We start from the raw sequence: 16,357 nt of genomic DNA on the forward strand, positions 1-16,357 counted from the left end.
CAGCGAGGCTCGACCGGACCGTCCCGTGAACGCAGACCGGCCGGATGCCCCGGCCGGTGACCGCCGGCCGGTGGCCGTGCTGCTGGGCGAGCGCGGCTCACTCTCGGCTGCCGAGATCGCCACCGCCGCCGACCCCGAGCTGCCGGTGCTCTTCCTGACCGACGCCGCCGCCGAGGGCGGTGACAGTGCGCTGCTGCGCCAGATCGCCGAGGCCCTGGCCCCCACGGTCCGGGTCGACTTCGCCGACCTCGACGCCTGCACCGAGGCGGTCCGCGCCTTCGGGGCCCGTACCGTGGCCACCTTCGTCGACCGGCTCTGCCCGCTGGCCGCCGCCCTGCGCGGCCGGCTCGGCCAGGGACAGCCGGCCGACGCGGGCTGGGGCCACAAGGACGCTCAGCGCCGCACGCTGACCGAGGCCGGGGTCTCCCGGCTGCGCTCGGCCACCGTGCCGGACGCCGCCGGCCTGCGGGCGACCGCCGCCGACTGGGGGCTGCCGCTGGTGGTCAAGCCGGTCAACGGCGTGGCCAGCGCCGACACTTGGCTGCTGAACACCCCCGCCGAGCTGGATACCCTGCTGCACGATCCGGCCGCGCTGACCGGTGCCGCGATGTTCGTCGAGGAGTACCTGGCCGGCGCCCCGGGCCCGTACCCGCACCTGGCCGACTACGTCTCGGTCGAGGTGTTCCGCAACCCGCACGCGGCCGGCTCCGGCCAGCTGGCCTTCGTCACCGACCGCCCGCCGCTCGCCCAACCCTGCCGGGAGACCGGCCTGTTCGCGCCCAGCGCGCTGGCCCCCGCCGCCCTGGACGCCGTCACGGCCTGCGCCGTGGCCGCCCTGGACGCGCTCGGCGCCCGCCACGGCGTCTTCCACGTGGAGGCCAAGCCCGGCCGCACCCGGCCCGACGTGATCGAGGTGAACGGCCGGCTCGGCGGCTTCGTCGCCCGAGCGGTCCGCTACGGCACCGGCCTCGACCTGGGGCGGCTGGCCCTGGAGACCGCCGCCGGACACCCCGCCGCCCTGCCGGAACGGCTCGACTGGCAGCGCTGCGTGGCCTCGCTCCTCTTCCAGCCGCCGCCGGCCGCCCACACCATCACCCGGGCCCCTGGTCGACGCGAACTCGCGCGGCTGCCGGGCGTGCTGGCCGTGGACCAGCTCTCGGTGGCGGGCACCGAGGTGGCCTGGCGGCGCGGTACCAGCGGCGCCGCCGCCACCCTCTGGCTGGCCGCCGACGACCACGCCGAGCTCGGCCGGCGCTTCACCGAGGCGGCCACCTTCCTCGGTACGGCCTTCGAGTTCCGCGACCGGCACGGCCGCCTGGTGGCCGACCCCGACTGGCTCGACGCCCTCACCGCAGAGCCCCGGCCGACTGGCCGCCACCCCCACCCCGAGAGGACCCAGCCCCATGACTCCTGACCAGGTGGCCGCCGCCATGGCCGAACTGCTCGAACTCGACGAGGTCGCCCTGGACGACAACTTCTTCGAGATCGGCGGCAACTCCTTCACCGCCCTGGAGCTGGCCACCCTCCTCGAACAGCGCCACGGCATCCGCCCGGCCTTCGCCGACGTGGTCCGCACCGCCACCCCCCAGGCCCTCGCCGATCTCCTCCAGGCCGGTCCCACGGCATGACCACCTTCGCACAGGACGTCCTGGCCCGGGCCGAGGCCACCCCGTCGGCCCCAGCCCTCCGGGAGGCCGGCACCCCCGGCGGGGGAGGGGCACAGCCGGCCGGTCCGGGGCCCGCCGAGCCGGGCCCCGCTGCCCGCGCTACCGCCCGTGGCCCTGGCCCGGCCTCCGGAGGCCCGGCCTCCGGTGGCCCGGCCTCCGGTGGTGCCACCTCGGGGGGCGGCCCGCAAGCCGGTGCTGCCGACGGCTCCGCCCTGCCCGCTCCCTCCCTCCCCGCCTCCGCACCCTTCCCCGTCGCCTCCGTTCCCTCCCTCCCCGCCTCCGTTCCCCGCGTTGTCGGTTACGCCGAGCTGGTCGATCGGGCCACCGAGCTGGCGGGGGAGCTGCGGGCGGCCACACCGGTCGGGTCGCTGGTCGCGCTGGAGGTGTCCGGGGGCCTTGCCGGGGCGACGGCGCTGCTCGCCGGGGCGCTGGCCGAGCGGGCGCTCCTGGTGCTCGACCAGACCCAGCCGCCGGCCCGGCGGGCGCTGGTGACCGAGGACGCCCGCCCCTGTGCGCTGCTCGCCGAGGTCACGCCCGGCCGGCTCGGCCTGAGCCCGCTGCCGGAGGCGTCGGAGCCCCGCCTCGGCCTGGAGCGGGTTGCGTACGTGATGTACACCTCCGGGTCCACCGGCCGCCCCAAGGGGGTGGCCGTCTCGCACCGGGCTCTGCGCGACCGCCTCCGCGCGCTGGCCCGGGTGCCCGGCCTGCGGGCCGGGGAGACCATGCTCGCGATGACCTCGCCGTCCTTCGACATCTCGCTCGCCGAGCTGCTGCTGCCGCTCACCGTCGGCGCGACCGTGCTCGTGGCGCCGCCCGCCACCCGGACCGACCCCACCCTGCTGGCCGGCCTGCTCGCCGACCACCCGGTGGACGTGCTCCAGGCCACCCCGAGCTTCTGGCGCCTGGCCCTCGCGGCCGGCTGGCCGGGTGCGCCGGAGGCCCGCCTCTGGTGCGGCGGCGAGGCCCTGACCGGCTCGCTCGCGGCGGCCCTGCAACCCCACTGCGCCGAACTCTGGAACCTCTACGGTCCCACTGAGGCCACCATCTGGGCCCTCGCCGCCCGGATCGGGCCCGACCGGCCGGTCACCCTCGGCCACCCGCTGCCCGGCGCCGCCGTCGCCCTCGACCCGCCCGGCGAGGGCGAGTTGCTGCTGCATGGCGAGGCGATCGCCGAGGGCTACCTTGACCGACCCGAACTGACTGAGCGTCAGTTCATTACCTGGCCCACCCCGGACGGCCCGCGCCGGGCCTACCGCACCGGCGACCGCGCCCGAGAACTCCCCGACGGTACCTACGAGTTCCTCGGCCGGATCGACGACCAGGTCAAGATCCGGGGCCACCGGATTGAGCTCGGCGAGGTCGAAGCCGTCCTGGAGGCCCACCCCCGGGTGCACCAGGCCGTCGCCCTGCTCCACCATCCCGAGGACCCGGCCCGGACCCACCTCGAACTCCTCTACACCCAGGCCGAGGCCACCCCGGAAGCCCCGGACGCTCCGGACGCCCCGGCCGCCCGCGAGCTGCGCGCCTGGGCCACCGGCCGCCTCCCGGCCGCCGCCGTGCCCCGCCGCTACACCCGGACCGAGGCCTTCCCCCGCACTCCGGCCGGCAAGATCGACCGCGCCCTGCTCCGGGCCGCCGCCCCGACGGCCACCGGGGAGGCCCGGTGAACGCGCACCCGGCCCTCGCGTTGCTCCGCCTGCCCGGTTACCGGGCCTACCTGTTCGGGGCCACGGTCTCGGCCTTCGGCACCCGGATGGCGCAGGTCGCCCTGCCGCTCGCGCTGCTCGCCGACCACCACGGCGCGGCCGACCTCGGTCTGGTGATGGGCGCGGCGGTGGTGCCGAAGGCGCTGCTGCTGCTGATCGGCGGGGTCGCGGGCGACCGGCTCAACCGGCGCCGGCTGCTGGTCTCCACCGATCTGCTGATGGGGCTGGCCCAGGCGCTCACCGCGCTGGTGCTGGCCACCGGCGCCGGTGGGATCTGGCCGGTGGTCGGGCTGCAGCTGCTCTACGGCTGTGCCTCGGCCTTCTCCGGGCCCGCGCTGGCCGGGCTGATGCCCGAACTGGTCGCTCCGGCCCGGCTTCAGGAGGCCAACGCGCTGCTGCGCACGGCCGTGAGCACCGCCCAGATCATCGGCCCGGCCGCCGTCGGTCTCGCCGCCCTGCTGACCGGCCCCGCGCTGGCCCTGGCAGCCGACGCGGTGAGCTTCGGCCTCTCGGCGCTGGCCTTCACCCGGATGCCCGCCCTGCCCCGGGTGGCCGAAGCCGTGGCCGGCGGCGGCCGACCGGCCCGGATCTGGCCGGAGCTGCGGGCCGGCTGGTCGGCGTTCACCGCCACCAGCTGGATCTGGATCATGGTGGGCAGCTTCGCCGTCTACCAGGCGACGGTGCTGCCCGCGCTCTGGGTGATCGGCCCGCCGAGCGTGGGCCGCACGCTCGGCGCCGCCGCCTGGGCCACCGTGCTCACCGCCCGCAGCCTCGGCTCGCTGCTCGCGGGGCTCACCCTGCTGCGCTGGCGGCCGACCCGGCCGATCGTGGCCGTCTGCTTCCTGGTGCTGCTCGACGTGCCGATGCTGATCGCGCTCACCGGCCGGCTCGGCCTGGTCGGCCTGGCGATCACCGGCGCGCTCTCCGCGCTCGGCGTGAGCGTGGCCGACACGCTCTGGGAGTCCACCCTCCAGCGCGAGGTCGCCCCCGACCTGATCTCCCGGATCAGCTCCTACGACCTGATGGGCTCGGTGCTGCTCGCCCCCGCCGGGTTCGCCCTGATCGCGGGGGCCGTCGGCGCAGTCGGCGAGGGCACCACCCTGCTCGCCGTGCTGGTGCTGCACGTGGTGATCCACCTGGTCCTGCCCTGCCTCGGCGCGATCCGCCGGATCCGCCAGGCCCCCGCCGGGGCCGAGCCTGCCCGCGCAGCTACCGATGCCCCGCCGCACCCCGAGACCCCCGAGGTGGTCAGATGACCCAGACCCCGCCCGCCGCCACCACCCTGCCCTGGCTGGTGCCGCTCAACGTGGCGGAGGGCGCCCGCCGCCACCTGGTCTGCCTCGGCCAGGCCGGCACCGGCACCGCGCCGTTCACCTCGTGGAGCGCCGTGCTCGGCGCGGAGACCGGCGTCTGGGCCGCCCGGCTGCCCGGCCGCGAATCCCGGCTCCTCGAGGAGGCCACCGCCGACCAGTCGGTCCTGGTCGAGGCGCTGCACGCGGCCGTCGAGGCGCTCCCCGCCGGGGAGGTGCACCTGTACGGGCACTGCGGCGGCGCACTGCTCGCCTTCGAACTCGCCCACCGGCTGGGCCCCCGGCTCGCCTCGCTCACCGTGCAGCGCCAGAGCACCCCGCTGCGCCCGACCCCCCGCCACCCGGTGCCGCTACCGCAGTGGACCACCGCCCAACTGACCGACTACCTGCGGGCCTTGGGCGGCACGCCGGAGGCCGTGCTGGCCTCCGCCGAGGCGATGGCGGTGATGACGCCCGCGCTGCGGGCCGACCTCCGGTACGCCGACGAGTACGAGTGCCGCCCCGACCGGGCCCCGCTCGCCGCGCCGGTGCTGAGCATCGCCGACCGCGCGGACACCAAGGTGCCGCCCGCCCAGGCCGCCGAGTGGGCCGCCACCACCACCGGACCGTTCCGCCTGCTGGTCCCCGAGCAGCAGCCCGGCACCGAACTTTCCGCACGGATACCGGAGTTGCTCCGCCCCTACCTCGCCGGAGGCTGCTGAGGTGGCGGTCGACCTGGTATCCGAGCTGGCGGCGGTGGACGCCGAGGAGTTCGACGCGCTGGACGCGACGGCGGGAGCCGTCGCCAGCTACCACCGGCTGGCCCAGCACGAACGGGACGCCCGCTGGCGGGTCCGCTACGCCCGGGTGACCGACGGGCCCCGGCTGCTCGCCATGCTGCCCACCTACGCCTGCCGGGGCGACCGGTGGGCCGATCCCTCCTACGACCCCGCCCGCTGGCCGGAGTCCACGGCCGCCGACACCGGCCCTGGTGGGTACCTGCTGGTCGGCGGCAGCGCCGATCTCCGCTCGGGCTTCCACGTCGGACCCGAACTGCGCAGCCGGATCGGCCCGTTGCTCACGGCCGTGGCCGGCGCGGCGGCGGCGGAGGGGCGCGGGCTGCTCTTCCCGTACGCCTACGGGCCGACCCGGGAGGTGCTCGACGCGGCGACCGGTGGCCGGATCTCCTGGGCGCCGGTCGGGGCGGAGGCGGTGTTCGCACAGGCGCTGGGCGGCGAGGCGGAGTTGAGCTCGCGGGTGCGGCGGGTGCTGCGCCGGGACCGGAACCTGATCGCCGAGCAGGAGGTCGAGGCGGCGGCCTGGCCCTGGGGCGAGGTGGCGGGGGAGGCGGCCGAGGTGATCGCCGTGCACAACACCCGCAAGGGGCTGCCGGACCACCCGGAGTTCGTCCGGATGCGGTACGCGCAGTGGGCCGACTGCCCCTCGGTGGAGCTGGTGGTCTTCACCGCCCGCACCGAGGGGGTGCGGGCGGTGGCGACCGGGCTGGTCTGGCGCGACGAACTCGCGGTCCACGAGATCGCGTTGACCGGCGAGGACGGCCCGGTCCGGCTGGCGGCCTACGTGAGCGTGCTCTACCACCAGCCGGCCCGGTACGGCGCCGAGCGCGGACTGCGCCTGCTGCGCGGCGGGTTGGCGGCGACGGCGCCCAAGGCCATGCGGGGTGCGGAGTTCCGCGAACTGCACGGCGGGGTCCTGGACGCCGCCGCCACCCGCGAGTTGCTCACCCGTCCATGAGTCGGGGGTTCACCGCACGGTGAAGCCGGTGCCCGTGGTGGCGTCCCCGGCCAGCAGCGTGTAGCTGCCGGGGGCGACCTGCGGGTGTCCGGCGCCGGTGATGTCGCCCTGGGTGTGTGCGAGCAGCGAGACCGGGACGTTCAGGTTCGCCGTGCCGGAGGCCCCGGCCGCCAGGTGCACCCGGGTGAAGCCGACCAGCCACTTGGGCGGGGTCAGCACCTTGCTCACGGCCTGCGAGACGTAGACCGGGACCACCAGATCGCCATCCCTGGCACCGGAGTTGGTCACCGGTACGGTCACCTGCAGGGTGGTGTCGGAGCGCACGGTGGCGCGATCCAGGCCCGGGGCGCCGGTCTGCCAGCCGGTGTAGGAGAGGCCGGCGCCGAAGGCGAACAGCGGGCTGTAGCCGGAGTCGGTGCCGCCGTTGGTGCCGGGCAGCTGGGTGTAGAACTCGGGCTCGTTGCCGATCGCCTTCGGCCAGGAGACGGGCAGCCGGCCCGAGGGCTCGGCCTTGCCGTAGAGCAGGTCGGCCACGGCGTCCCCGCCCTCGGTGCCGGGCAGCCAGGCCATCAGCAGGCCGGCGGTGTTCGCGGCGCTGCCGAGCACCAGCGGGCGGTCGGCGATCACCACCACGACCACGGGCTTGCCGGTGGCCTGCAGGGCGGCCACCTGGGCCTGCTGCTCGGCGGAGAGCGAGGGGTTGGGCTGGTCGTTCGGGCCCTCGGCGCCGGGGGTGTTGCCGACCACCACCACGGCCGCGTCGGCCTCCTTGAGCGCGGCGGCCGCCGCAGTCGGGTCCGGCTGGTAGTCGACCGTGGTGCCCGCCGGGGCGCCGGCCTTCAGCCCGGCCAGCACGGTGACCCCGGGCACGGTGGTGCCGTTCGGCACGCCCTGCCAGCCGATGCTCCAACCGCCCAGCTGGTTGGGCAGGTTGTCGGCGCTCGGGCCGGTGACCACCAGCCTGTGGGTGGCGGCGGTGAACGGCAGCACGGCGTGCTCGTTGCGCAGCAGCACCGCCGATTCGGTCGCGGCCTTGCGGGCCAGGCCCAGGTCGGCGCCGTTCACCACCGCGTCGGCCCGGCCGGCGTCCACGTACGGGTGCTCGAACAGGCCCATCCGGAACTTGAGCGTGAGCACCCGGGAGACGGCCTGGTCGATCCGCTGCCGGGAGAGCAGGCCGCGCTGCACGGCGGTGAGTGCGGCGGCGGAGAAGCCGGGCGCGTCGGTGGGCTCCATCGCCATGTCCACCCCGGCGTTTACCGCCTCGGCCACCGCCTCGGGGTAGTCGGCGGCCACGTGGTAGGCGGTCTGCAGGCTGCGGACGTCGCTCCAGTCGCTGACCACCACGCCGTCGAAGTGGTACCGGCCGCGCAGCACGTCGGTGAGCAGCTCGTGCGAGGCCGTCACCGGCACGCCGTTGACGGCGCCGGAGTCGGCCATCACGCTGAGCGCTCCGGCGGCGATCGCCTGCTGGTAGGCGGGCAGGATCGTGTCCTGGAGGTAGCGCGGCGAGTAGTCGGCCGGCACCCGGTCGTGGCCGTTGAGCGGCTGCGAGTACCCGGCGAAGTGCTTGACGGTGGCGGCCACTTGGGTACCACTGCTGCCGTCCTGGAGACCGCGCACCGCGCTCGCGGCCATCGTGCCGGTGAGCAGCGGGTCCTCGGAGAAGGCCTCGTAGTAGCGGCCCCAGCGCTGGTCGCGGGCGACCTCGGCCACCGGGCCGAAGGCCCAGGTGGTGCCGGTGGCGGCCACGGCCCGCTGGGTGGACTGCTCGACGGCCGTCTCCAGGGCCGGGTCCCAGGTGGCGCCCATGCCGATCTGCTGCGGGAACATGGTCGCGCCCAGCACGTTGTTGTGCCCGTGCACGGCGTCGATGCCGTACAGGATCGGGATGTGCAGCCGGGAGTAGGTGATCGCGTAGTTCTGCACCTGGTTGGTCAACTCGGCCCAGTCCTTGGGTGAGTTGACCTGGGGCGGCATGCCGCCGCCGGAGAGGATCGAGCCGGCCGCGTTGTCGACCAGCACGCTGTGCAGGCAGTCCTGGTTGAGCGCGCCGCCGCTCCAGTTGCAGGTGCCCTGGAGGGTGACCAGGGCCAGTTGGTCGAGTTGGCCGATCTTCTCCTTGAGGGTCATCCGGCGGAGCAGGTCGGCGACCCGATCGGGGATCGGAGCCCGGGAGTTGAGGTAGGTCGCGGTGTCGGCGGCCGGGGCTGGGGCGGCGCCCAGGCCGGTCAGGGCGGTGCCGAGCAGGGCCAGGCCGGCCAACCCGGTGAGGGGGCGGCGCAGGCGGGGCGGGGCAAGGTGCATGGGACCGTCCGTTCAGAGATGGACATGACCACAAGAACTAGTGGGTGAGTTAACTCGGTGCCGACCCATGGGTCAATGAATTGAACGGAAAAGTGGTCTAGTCCGGAGCCTTGACGCCTGTTTTGTACAGGAGTTGAATCCCCGGCAGTCGACTCAGGGAGATGTACATGTTCAGACGGTTCCTCCCCCTCGTCCTGTTCGCCGCCTTCGCCCTGGTGCTCGCCCCGGTCCGGGCCCAGGCCGTCACCGTCCCCTCGGCGCCCGCCGGGTGGACCACCGTGTTCAGCGACGACTTCGCCGGCCCGGCCGGCAGTGCGCCGAACTCCTCCCGCTGGGTCTACGACACCGGCCCGGGCAGCAACTTCGGCACCGGTGAGATCGAGACCATGACCAACTCGACCGCCAATACCCACCTCGACGGCAATGGCCACCTCAACATCACCGCCCTGGGCAGCGGCGGCAGTTGGACCTCCGGCCGGATCCACACCCCGAGCGCGCTGGTCGGCGCCCCGGCCGGCGGGAAGCTCCAGGTGACCGCCTCGATCCAGCAGCCGAATCCGGCCAACGGGCTCGGGTACTGGCCCGCGTTCTGGATGCTGGGCCCCGGCCAGTGGCCGGAGAACGGTGAGATCGACATCATGGAGGACGTCAACGCACTCTCCCAGGTGGCTGGCACCATCCACTGCGGCACCTACCCCGGCGGGGTCTGCAACGAGGGCAACGGCATCGGCAGCGGGTTGCGCGCCTGCGGCGGCTGCCAGAGCGGGTACCACACCTACTCGATGATCCTCGACCGCACCAACACCTCGGCCGAGACGATCACTTGGTACCTGGACGGCGCGGCCTACTTCTCGGTCAACGAATCCCAGGTGGGCGCCGCGACCTGGCAGCAGGCCTTCGACCACAACCTGACCATCATCTTCGACCTGGCCATGGGCGGCGGCTTCCCGAACGGCGTCTGCGGCTGCAACACCCCGACCGCCGCGACGAGTTCGGGTGGCACGATGAGCGTGGGCTACGTGGCCGCGTACACCACCAACGGCGGCGGCTCCAACCCGGGCGGCGGCGGTGCGGTGGTCGGCTACGGCGGGCTCTGCCTGGACGACCGCAGCGCCAACACCGCCGACTACAACCCCGTCCAGGTGTACACCTGCAACGGCACCCCGGCCCAGCAGTGGACCTTCGTCCAGGCCGGCACCACCCTGCACGTGCTCGGCAAGTGCCTGGACATCAACGGCGGCGGCACGGCCAACGGCACCGCCGTGGACCTCTACACCTGCAACAACACCGCGGCCCAGGTCTGGATACCGCGCTCCGACGGCTCGCTCTACAACCCGCAGGCCAACAAGTGCCTGGACGACACGGGTTGGTCCACCACGCCCGGCACCCAGGTGGAGATCTGGGACTGCACCGGCGGCGCCAACCAGCAGTGGAAGCTCCCGTGATCACCCGCCGGTCCTTCGTGCTCGGCGCCGCGCTGGCCGGTGCGGCGGTGACCGGGCCCGCCGTGGTCAGTGGCACCCCCGCCCGCGCGGCCACCGCCGGGCTGCCACTGACCCTGGTCAACGCCTCGACCAGCGCCACCGTCTACGCCTACGTGACCGGTGCGGACAGCACCGGCTGGCCCGGATTCGTGGGCCCCGACGGGGTGTTCAACCGCCTGCCGAACCCGTCGGCCACCGTCACCCCGGTGGCCGACCACTCGATCGCACTCGGGGCCAACGGCTCCGCCACGGTGCGGCTGAACGACTGGGTGATCGGCGGCCGGGTCTGGTTCTCGGCCGGCCGCAAGCTCCAGTTCTTCGCCAACCCCGGCAGCCCGCCCGGCCTGGTGCAGCCCGCGCTCACCCCGGGCGACCCCAACTGGGCCACCGACTGGACCTTCTGCGAGTTCACCTACAACAGCGCCAACCTCTACGCCAACATCAGCTACGTCGACATGGTGGCCAAGCCCGTCGCCATGAAGACCACCGGCAGCGCGGGCGCGCAGTCGGTCAGCCCGCTGCCCGCCGGGGCGCTCGCCACCCTGGCGGCCGGGCTGCGGGCCCAGCACCAGAGCGACGGCGCACCCTGGGACCAACTGGTCTGCACGGACAGCACCGGAGCGGTACTGCGGGTGCTCTCGCCCACCCACTCGCCCACCGACTTCGGCGGGTACTGGAACTCCTACCTGGCCCAGGTCTGGTCCCGCTACCAGGGGCAGGATCTGACCGTCGACACCCAGAGCGGCTACGGCGCGCTCACCGGCCGGGTCTCGGGCGGGGTGCTCACCTTCGCCGGCCTGGACACCCACGGCGTGCCGTTCACCCAGCCGAGCGCCGCCGACATCTTCGGCTGCGCGAGCGGGCCGCTGTACAACTCCGGCGGGGACGCCCGCGGCGCCGTCGCGGCCCGGCTGGCGGCGGCGCTCAACCGCAGCACGCTGCTGGCGAGCGGCGGCGGCGCGCAGCCCGGCGGGGTGCCCGTCGCGCAGTACTACCAGAACCCGACCACCAACCACTACGCCCGCCTGGTGCACCAAGTGGCCAGCGTGGGCTACGCGTTCCCGTACGACGACGTGGGCCCCAGCGGCGCCGCCCCGGTGGACGGCCACCTCCAGGACGCCGCCCCCACCTCCTGGACGGTGACCTTCGGCGGTGGCTCCGGCGGTACGGGCGGTGGCGGCACCAGTGCCCGATCCACCATCCAGGCGGCCTCGTTCACCGCGCAGAGCGGCACGGCGACCGAGACCTGCACCGACACCGGCGGCGGCCTGGACGTGGGCTGGATCAGCGCGGGCGACTGGCTGCGGTACGCCGCCGTGGACTTCGGCGCCGGCTCGCCGGGCCAGTTCCAGGCCCGGCTGGCCTCCGGTGCTCCGGCCGGGGTCAGCGGGGCGGTCGAGGTCCGGCTGGACTCTGTCACCGGCCCGAAGATCGCCGAGGTCGACCTGGCCAACACCGGTGGCTGGCAGGCCTGGCGGACCATCCCGGCCAACGTCACGGCCTCCGCCACCGGCGTGCACGACCTCTACCTGGTCTTCGCGGGCAGCAGCACCGACTTCGTGAACGTGCACTGGTTCACCTTCCAGTAGGCCGTCGGGGTCACCGCCCTGGCGGTGACCCCTCCCCGCCCTTTTCGGACAACCGCCAATTCGGCGCTGGACGTTGACGGATTGAGATGGGCATGGCAGGTTCGAGCGGCCCGTGTGTGCACACCAGGTCGCACACTCGGCAATCCCCCACAAGGAGAGCCATGTTCAAGGGATTGGCCGCCCTCCTCGGCACGGCCACACTCGCGGCGGGTCTGCTGACCGCCGCCCCCGCCCAAGCGGTCCAAGCAAGCGATCTGACCTCCACCATCGCCCTGGACGACTGCTCGGCCTCGCTGGTGCGCTTCCCCGCCTCGGTCTCCACCGACCGCGCGATGATGCTCACCAACGGACACTGCCTGCCCACCATGCCAAGCGCGGGCCAAGTGATCCAGAACGTCAGCGCCAGCCGCAGCGGCACCCTGCTCAGCTCCTCCGGTGCCTCGCTGGGCACCGTGCAGGCCGACAAGGTGCTCTACGCGACGATGACCGGCACCGACGTCACCCTCTACGAGCTGACCGACACCTTCGCCTCGATCAGCAGCAAGTACGGTGCCACCGCGCTGACCCTCAGCAGCACCCACCCGGTCGACGGCTCCTCGATGTACATACCGTCGAGCTACTGGCAGCAGGTGTGGAACTGCTCGGTCAACGGCTTCGTCCCCACCCTCCGTGAGGACCAGTGGACTTGGCACGACTCGATCCGCTACAACTCCGGCTGCAACACCACGCACGGCACCTCGGGCTCGCCGATCGTGGACGCCGCCAGCGGGCAGATCGTCGGGATCAACAACACCGGCAACGACAACGGCCAGATGTGCACCCTCAACAACCCGTGCGAGGTGGCGGCCGACGGCACCACCACGGTCACCAAGGGCCAGAGCTACGGTGAGGAGACCTACTGGTTCACCACCTGCCTGGACGCCAACCGCGCGATCAACCTCAACATCAGCGGCTGCCTGCTCACCAAGCCGGCCGGGAGCGGCACCGTCTCGGTCACCAACCCGGGCAACCAGACCACCGCGCTCAACGGCGCCGCCAACCTCCAGTTGAGCGCCTCCGGCGGCACCGCCCCGCTGACCTTCTCCGCCACCGGCCTGCCCACCGGGCTCGCCATCAGCAGCAGCGGCAAGATCACCGGCACCGCCACCGCCACCGGCAGCTACAACGTGACCGCCACCGCGACCGACGCCGCCGGCAAGACCGGCTCGACCTCCTTCACCTGGACGGTCACCGGCGGCTCCACCGGCTGCACCCCGGCCCAGCTGCTCGGCAACGCCGGCTTCGAGACCGGCACCGCCGCCCCGTGGACCACCACCTCCGGCGTGGTCGACAACAGCTCCTCCCAGGCCGCCCACAGCGGCTCCTGGAAGGCCTGGATGAACGGTTACGGCTCGGCCCACACCGACACCGTCTCGCAGACCGTCACCATCCCGGCCGGCTGCAAGGCCAGCTTCAGCTTCTGGCTGCACATCGACACCGCCGAGACCGGCACCACCGCATACGACAAGCTCACCGTCTCGGTCAACGGCACCACGCTGAAGACCTACTCCAACGTGGACGCGGCCACCGGCTACACCCAGCGCACCTTCGACCTCTCGGCCTACGCCGGCCAGAGCGTCACCATCAAGTTCAACGGCGTGGAGGACTCCTCCCTCCAGACCAGCTTCGTGATCGACGACACCGCGCTCCAGACGAGCTGAAGCCCGGTGCACCGGCCGCCCCTTCGTCCCTGTCCTTCCCGGGGCGGCCGGTGACCCTCAGCCGAACGGCGCGGCCAGCCGCCAGGCCGTCGGCAGCAGGGCGTCCAGGGCCGCCAAGGCGGCCCGCAGCCTGGTCGGCCGGTCGCCGTGCAGCTCGAGCCACGGCGTGCCGGTGGTGGCGAGCAGCTCGCGGAACCGGTCGGTCATCCAGGGCCTGAGGTGCTCGCCGTCCCGCAGGCCGTCGTCGGCGAACGGCACGCCCTCGTGGCTGGTGAGCAAGTACAGCGTCCGGTCCGGGAGTCGGTTCGCCAGCTCGCGGACCGGCGCCGTGCTGAACCCCCGGTAGCGCTCCTGCCAGACGGTGGTGGCCAGGGTGTCGGTGTCACAGACCAGCACCGGCCCGCCGAGCCGCGCGGCGCGCTCCTCGGCCTCGTTCTGCCGGCGGCCGACCAGCTCGAAGTCGGCGTCCGTCCACTCCAGGTCGAACACCGTCGGCTCCGGCTGCCTGCCCTCGGCCCGACCCTTGGCCACCGCCAGCTTGGCGGCCGTCAACTCCCGCCCGTACTCCGGCACCCAGCGGGTCAGCCCGTACGCTCCGCCACGCTCCCGCAGTGCGGCGGCCAGCTCGGCCGCGAGCGTGGTGGTGCCGGTGGACTCGGCCCCGACCACCACCACCCGCCGGGCGAACCACCCCCGTACGGGCGGCTCCAACTCCGCCCAGTGCGCGGCCGGATCGGCCCGCACGGCGGTACCGGAGACCGGGAAGGTCCCGCGCCCGGGATCCAGCAGCACGGGCGTCGCACCGAACCGCCGGGCCAGCTCCGTCCCGTACGGCTCCGAGGCGAACACCGCGTCCACCGCCGGCCCGGCGGGCGCCGCCGCCGCGACCCCCTCGCGCATCAACGCGACGTGCCCGTCCCAGACTTCGGCGCTCTCGTAGTCCACCGGCAGGTCGTCCACCACCCCGGCCACCGCGACCTGCGGCTCGTCCGCCCAGTACTCGCGCAGCCAGCTCACCCGCGCGGCCAGCGGAATCGACTCGTGCGAGGCGGCCATCGCCACCACCGTGACCCGCTCGCAGGCGTCGGCCGCGGCCCGGATCAGGAAGTGGTGCCCGGCGTGCGGCGGGTAGAACTTGCCGATCACCAGCCCGTGCGCGAACCGCCCGCTCATGCCGCCACCACCGCACGGGAGTTGCCCGCCATCGCGCGGTACCAGGAGCGCAGCCCCACCCCGCACATCGCCAGGAACAGCACGTACACCACGGCCGTCAGCACCAGGCTCTTCGCGGCGTAGAGCGGGATGTACACCAGATCGGCGGCGATCCAGAAGTACCAGTTCTCCACCTGCTTGGCGTTGAGCAGCCACTGTGCGGCCAACGAGAGCGCGGTGGTCAGCGCGTCCCAGAACGGCGCACTGTCCCCGGCTCGGCCCAACACCACCGTCAGCACAGCGGTGGCCGGCACCACCAACCCGGTCACCACCACCAGCCCCGCCGGCGTCGCCCGCCCCATTGCCCGCTCGGCCCGCCCCGCACCGCCCCGCAGCCACCGGTACCACCCGTGCGCGGCCAGCAGCAGGAAGACCACCTGCAGCGCGGCACCGGCGTACAGCCGCGCCCCCCAGAACAGCACCAGGAAGAACAGGTTGTTCGCGATCCCCACCGGAAAGTTCCACGCACTGGCCCGCACGCAGAGCCAGACGCACACCGCCCCGGTGGCGAACCCGAGCAACTCGGCGGCGGTGACGGCGTCCTGGCCGAGCAGGAACAGCTGGTGATCGAGCGGCGCCAGCAGCCCGCTCAACGTATCGGCGACGGCCATGAGGACCCCCAGTAGGAAATAACGTCAGCCTGACGATAAGGGGTCGCCGCCCCACTGCGCAACGGGATGACCGAAGCTGTCCCCGGGCACCTGACCAGGGGGAAGGTAGAGCCATGACGGCCATCGACGACACGACGCACGCCCAACTGGTCCGGCGGGCGTTCCCGCCGTCCCTCGGCGCGGCCCTCGACCCCCTGCTGGGGCTCGGCTCACTGGCCATCCACCCGCCGAGCGGATCGGTGACCGTCCGCGTCGACGGCATCGAGCTCACCCTTCCGCAGCGGACACATGCCCTCGAACCACCGACGGACCTGCTCGCCCGGCTCGCCCCGACCGAACGCCTGGTGGTGGCCTGCTGGTACAGCCGCCACGGCGACGGCCACCTGCGCCAGTGGCACCTCCGCGAGTTGCTCGCCTCGGCCGAGCCGTGGGTGGTGCCGTACGTGGTGGAGCTGGCCGGCGACTACGTCCTGGAGATCCTGCTCGACCTGCGGACCGGCCTGGCAGGCCTCCCCGAGTCGGGCGACCCCCGCCGGGCGGTGTACGGCCGCTGGCTCGCCGAGAACCCGGCGCACTGCGCCACCGTCGAGCGGCGGGTGGTCAGTTACTGGTCCTGCTACCACCGCCACCGGGCCCGCGAGTTCGCGGACCACCCGGGTGCGGCAGTGCTGGAACTCCTCCGCGCCGCCGCCGAGGCCGAGACCGGCCGCCGCCGGCCGAGTCAGGCCCCACGGGCCCGGCGAGGGCGCAGGCCGGGGGTGGGGTGAGGGCCTGGCGATGGGAGAGTCGGATGCGGCGGCGGGCGGTACCGTCCAGGCCGAGGCAACGCTCCGCCAACATCCGTTAAGCTAAACGGAGTTGAGCGATTCAAATACCGGTTGCCCGGTCAACTTCCTTGCCCGAACGGGCAGATGAAGTGCGCCGTCGGCCTCTTCCGGCTCAACTGGCAGCGGCGAAACCGCACATCGTCCCACTTGGGAGGCCGTCAGTCGCCGAAACCGACCGCCCCGTCAATGTCAGGTATGATCTGCGTCACT

The 16,357-nt window shown here is 73.6% G+C and carries 13 protein-coding genes; 10 read left to right on the top strand and 3 right to left on the bottom strand.

The genetic code is table 11. The features are described 5' to 3' along the window. Positions 1-25 precede the first annotated feature (25 nt). Genes CFP65_RS29550 through CFP65_RS29575 form a run of 6 tightly spaced genes read left to right on the top strand, consistent with a single transcriptional unit; the run spans position 26 to position 6,417 of the window. The gene (locus CFP65_RS29550; protein ID WP_104819046.1) at positions 26-1,414 is read left to right on the top strand and encodes an acetyl-CoA carboxylase biotin carboxylase subunit family protein; all 1,389 of its coding nucleotides are present in this window, start codon (positions 26-28) and stop codon (positions 1,412-1,414) included. After that, positions 1,404-1,628: a phosphopantetheine-binding protein gene (locus tag CFP65_RS29555; protein WP_104819047.1), complete on the top strand. Its 225-nt coding sequence runs from the start codon at positions 1,404-1,406 to the stop codon at positions 1,626-1,628. Before CFP65_RS29550 ends, CFP65_RS29555 begins: the two co-directional genes overlap by 11 nt. After that, the gene (locus tag CFP65_RS29560) at positions 1,625-3,334 is read left to right on the top strand and encodes an AMP-binding protein (protein WP_104819048.1); all 1,710 of its coding nucleotides are present in this window, start codon (positions 1,625-1,627) and stop codon (positions 3,332-3,334) included. The genes CFP65_RS29555 and CFP65_RS29560 overlap by 4 nt, the downstream gene beginning before the upstream one ends. Further along, positions 3,331-4,629, top strand: coding sequence for an MFS transporter (locus CFP65_RS29565; RefSeq protein ID WP_158702420.1), 1,299 nt, complete (start codon positions 3,331-3,333; stop codon positions 4,627-4,629). The genes CFP65_RS29560 and CFP65_RS29565 overlap by 4 nt, the downstream gene beginning before the upstream one ends. Then, entirely contained in the window at positions 4,626-5,384 is a 759-nt protein-coding gene (locus CFP65_RS29570) for a thioesterase II family protein (RefSeq protein WP_104819050.1), read from the top strand. The genes CFP65_RS29565 and CFP65_RS29570 overlap by 4 nt, the downstream gene beginning before the upstream one ends. 1 nt (position 5,385) lies before the next feature. After that, a complete protein-coding gene (locus CFP65_RS29575; protein WP_104819051.1) occupies positions 5,386-6,417 on the top strand; it encodes a hypothetical protein in 1,032 nt (343 codons plus the stop codon). A 9-nt stretch (positions 6,418-6,426) separates the two neighbouring features. On the opposite strand, the gene CFP65_RS29580 is transcribed toward CFP65_RS29575, so the two are convergent. Continuing rightward, a complete protein-coding gene (locus CFP65_RS29580) occupies positions 6,427-8,724 on the bottom strand; it encodes a beta-glucosidase (RefSeq protein ID WP_104819052.1) in 2,298 nt (765 codons plus the stop codon). 167 nt (positions 8,725-8,891) lie between these two features. Between CFP65_RS29580 and CFP65_RS29585 the strand changes: the two genes are divergently transcribed. The 3 genes from CFP65_RS29585 (at position 8,892) to CFP65_RS42630 (ending at position 13,497) form a co-directional block, all read left to right on the top strand. Beyond that, positions 8,892-10,169: a ricin-type beta-trefoil lectin domain protein gene (locus CFP65_RS29585; protein WP_254552632.1), complete on the top strand. Its 1,278-nt coding sequence runs from the start codon at positions 8,892-8,894 to the stop codon at positions 10,167-10,169. Further along, on the top strand, positions 10,166-11,797 hold the full coding sequence (locus CFP65_RS29590; protein ID WP_104819054.1) for a beta-1,3-glucanase family protein: 1,632 nt from the start codon (positions 10,166-10,168) through the stop codon (positions 11,795-11,797). Before CFP65_RS29585 ends, CFP65_RS29590 begins: the two co-directional genes overlap by 4 nt. Positions 11,798-11,958: 161 nt before the next feature. Further along, entirely contained in the window at positions 11,959-13,497 is a 1,539-nt protein-coding gene (locus CFP65_RS42630) for a putative Ig domain-containing protein (protein WP_104819055.1), read from the top strand. A gap of 57 nt (positions 13,498-13,554) precedes the next feature. Here the strand turns inward: CFP65_RS42630 and CFP65_RS29600 are convergent, their stop codons facing one another. Further along, positions 13,555-14,670, bottom strand: a complete 1,116-nt coding sequence (locus CFP65_RS29600; RefSeq protein ID WP_104819056.1) for an AAA family ATPase — start codon at positions 14,668-14,670, stop codon at positions 13,555-13,557. Then, complete coding sequence (gene pnuC / locus CFP65_RS29605) at positions 14,667-15,320, bottom strand: nicotinamide riboside transporter PnuC (RefSeq protein WP_104819057.1); 654 nt, start codon at positions 15,318-15,320, stop codon at positions 14,667-14,669. Before pnuC ends, CFP65_RS29600 begins: the two co-directional genes overlap by 4 nt. Positions 15,321-15,433: 113 nt before the next feature. On the opposite strand from pnuC, the gene CFP65_RS29610 reads away from it, so the two are divergent. Then, positions 15,434-16,087, top strand: a complete 654-nt coding sequence (locus CFP65_RS29610) for a hypothetical protein (RefSeq protein ID WP_104819058.1) — start codon at positions 15,434-15,436, stop codon at positions 16,085-16,087. Positions 16,088-16,357 lie beyond the last annotated feature (270 nt).

The organism is Kitasatospora sp. MMS16-BH015, from assembly GCF_002943525.1.
Lineage (GTDB): Bacteria > Actinomycetota > Actinomycetes > Streptomycetales > Streptomycetaceae > Kitasatospora.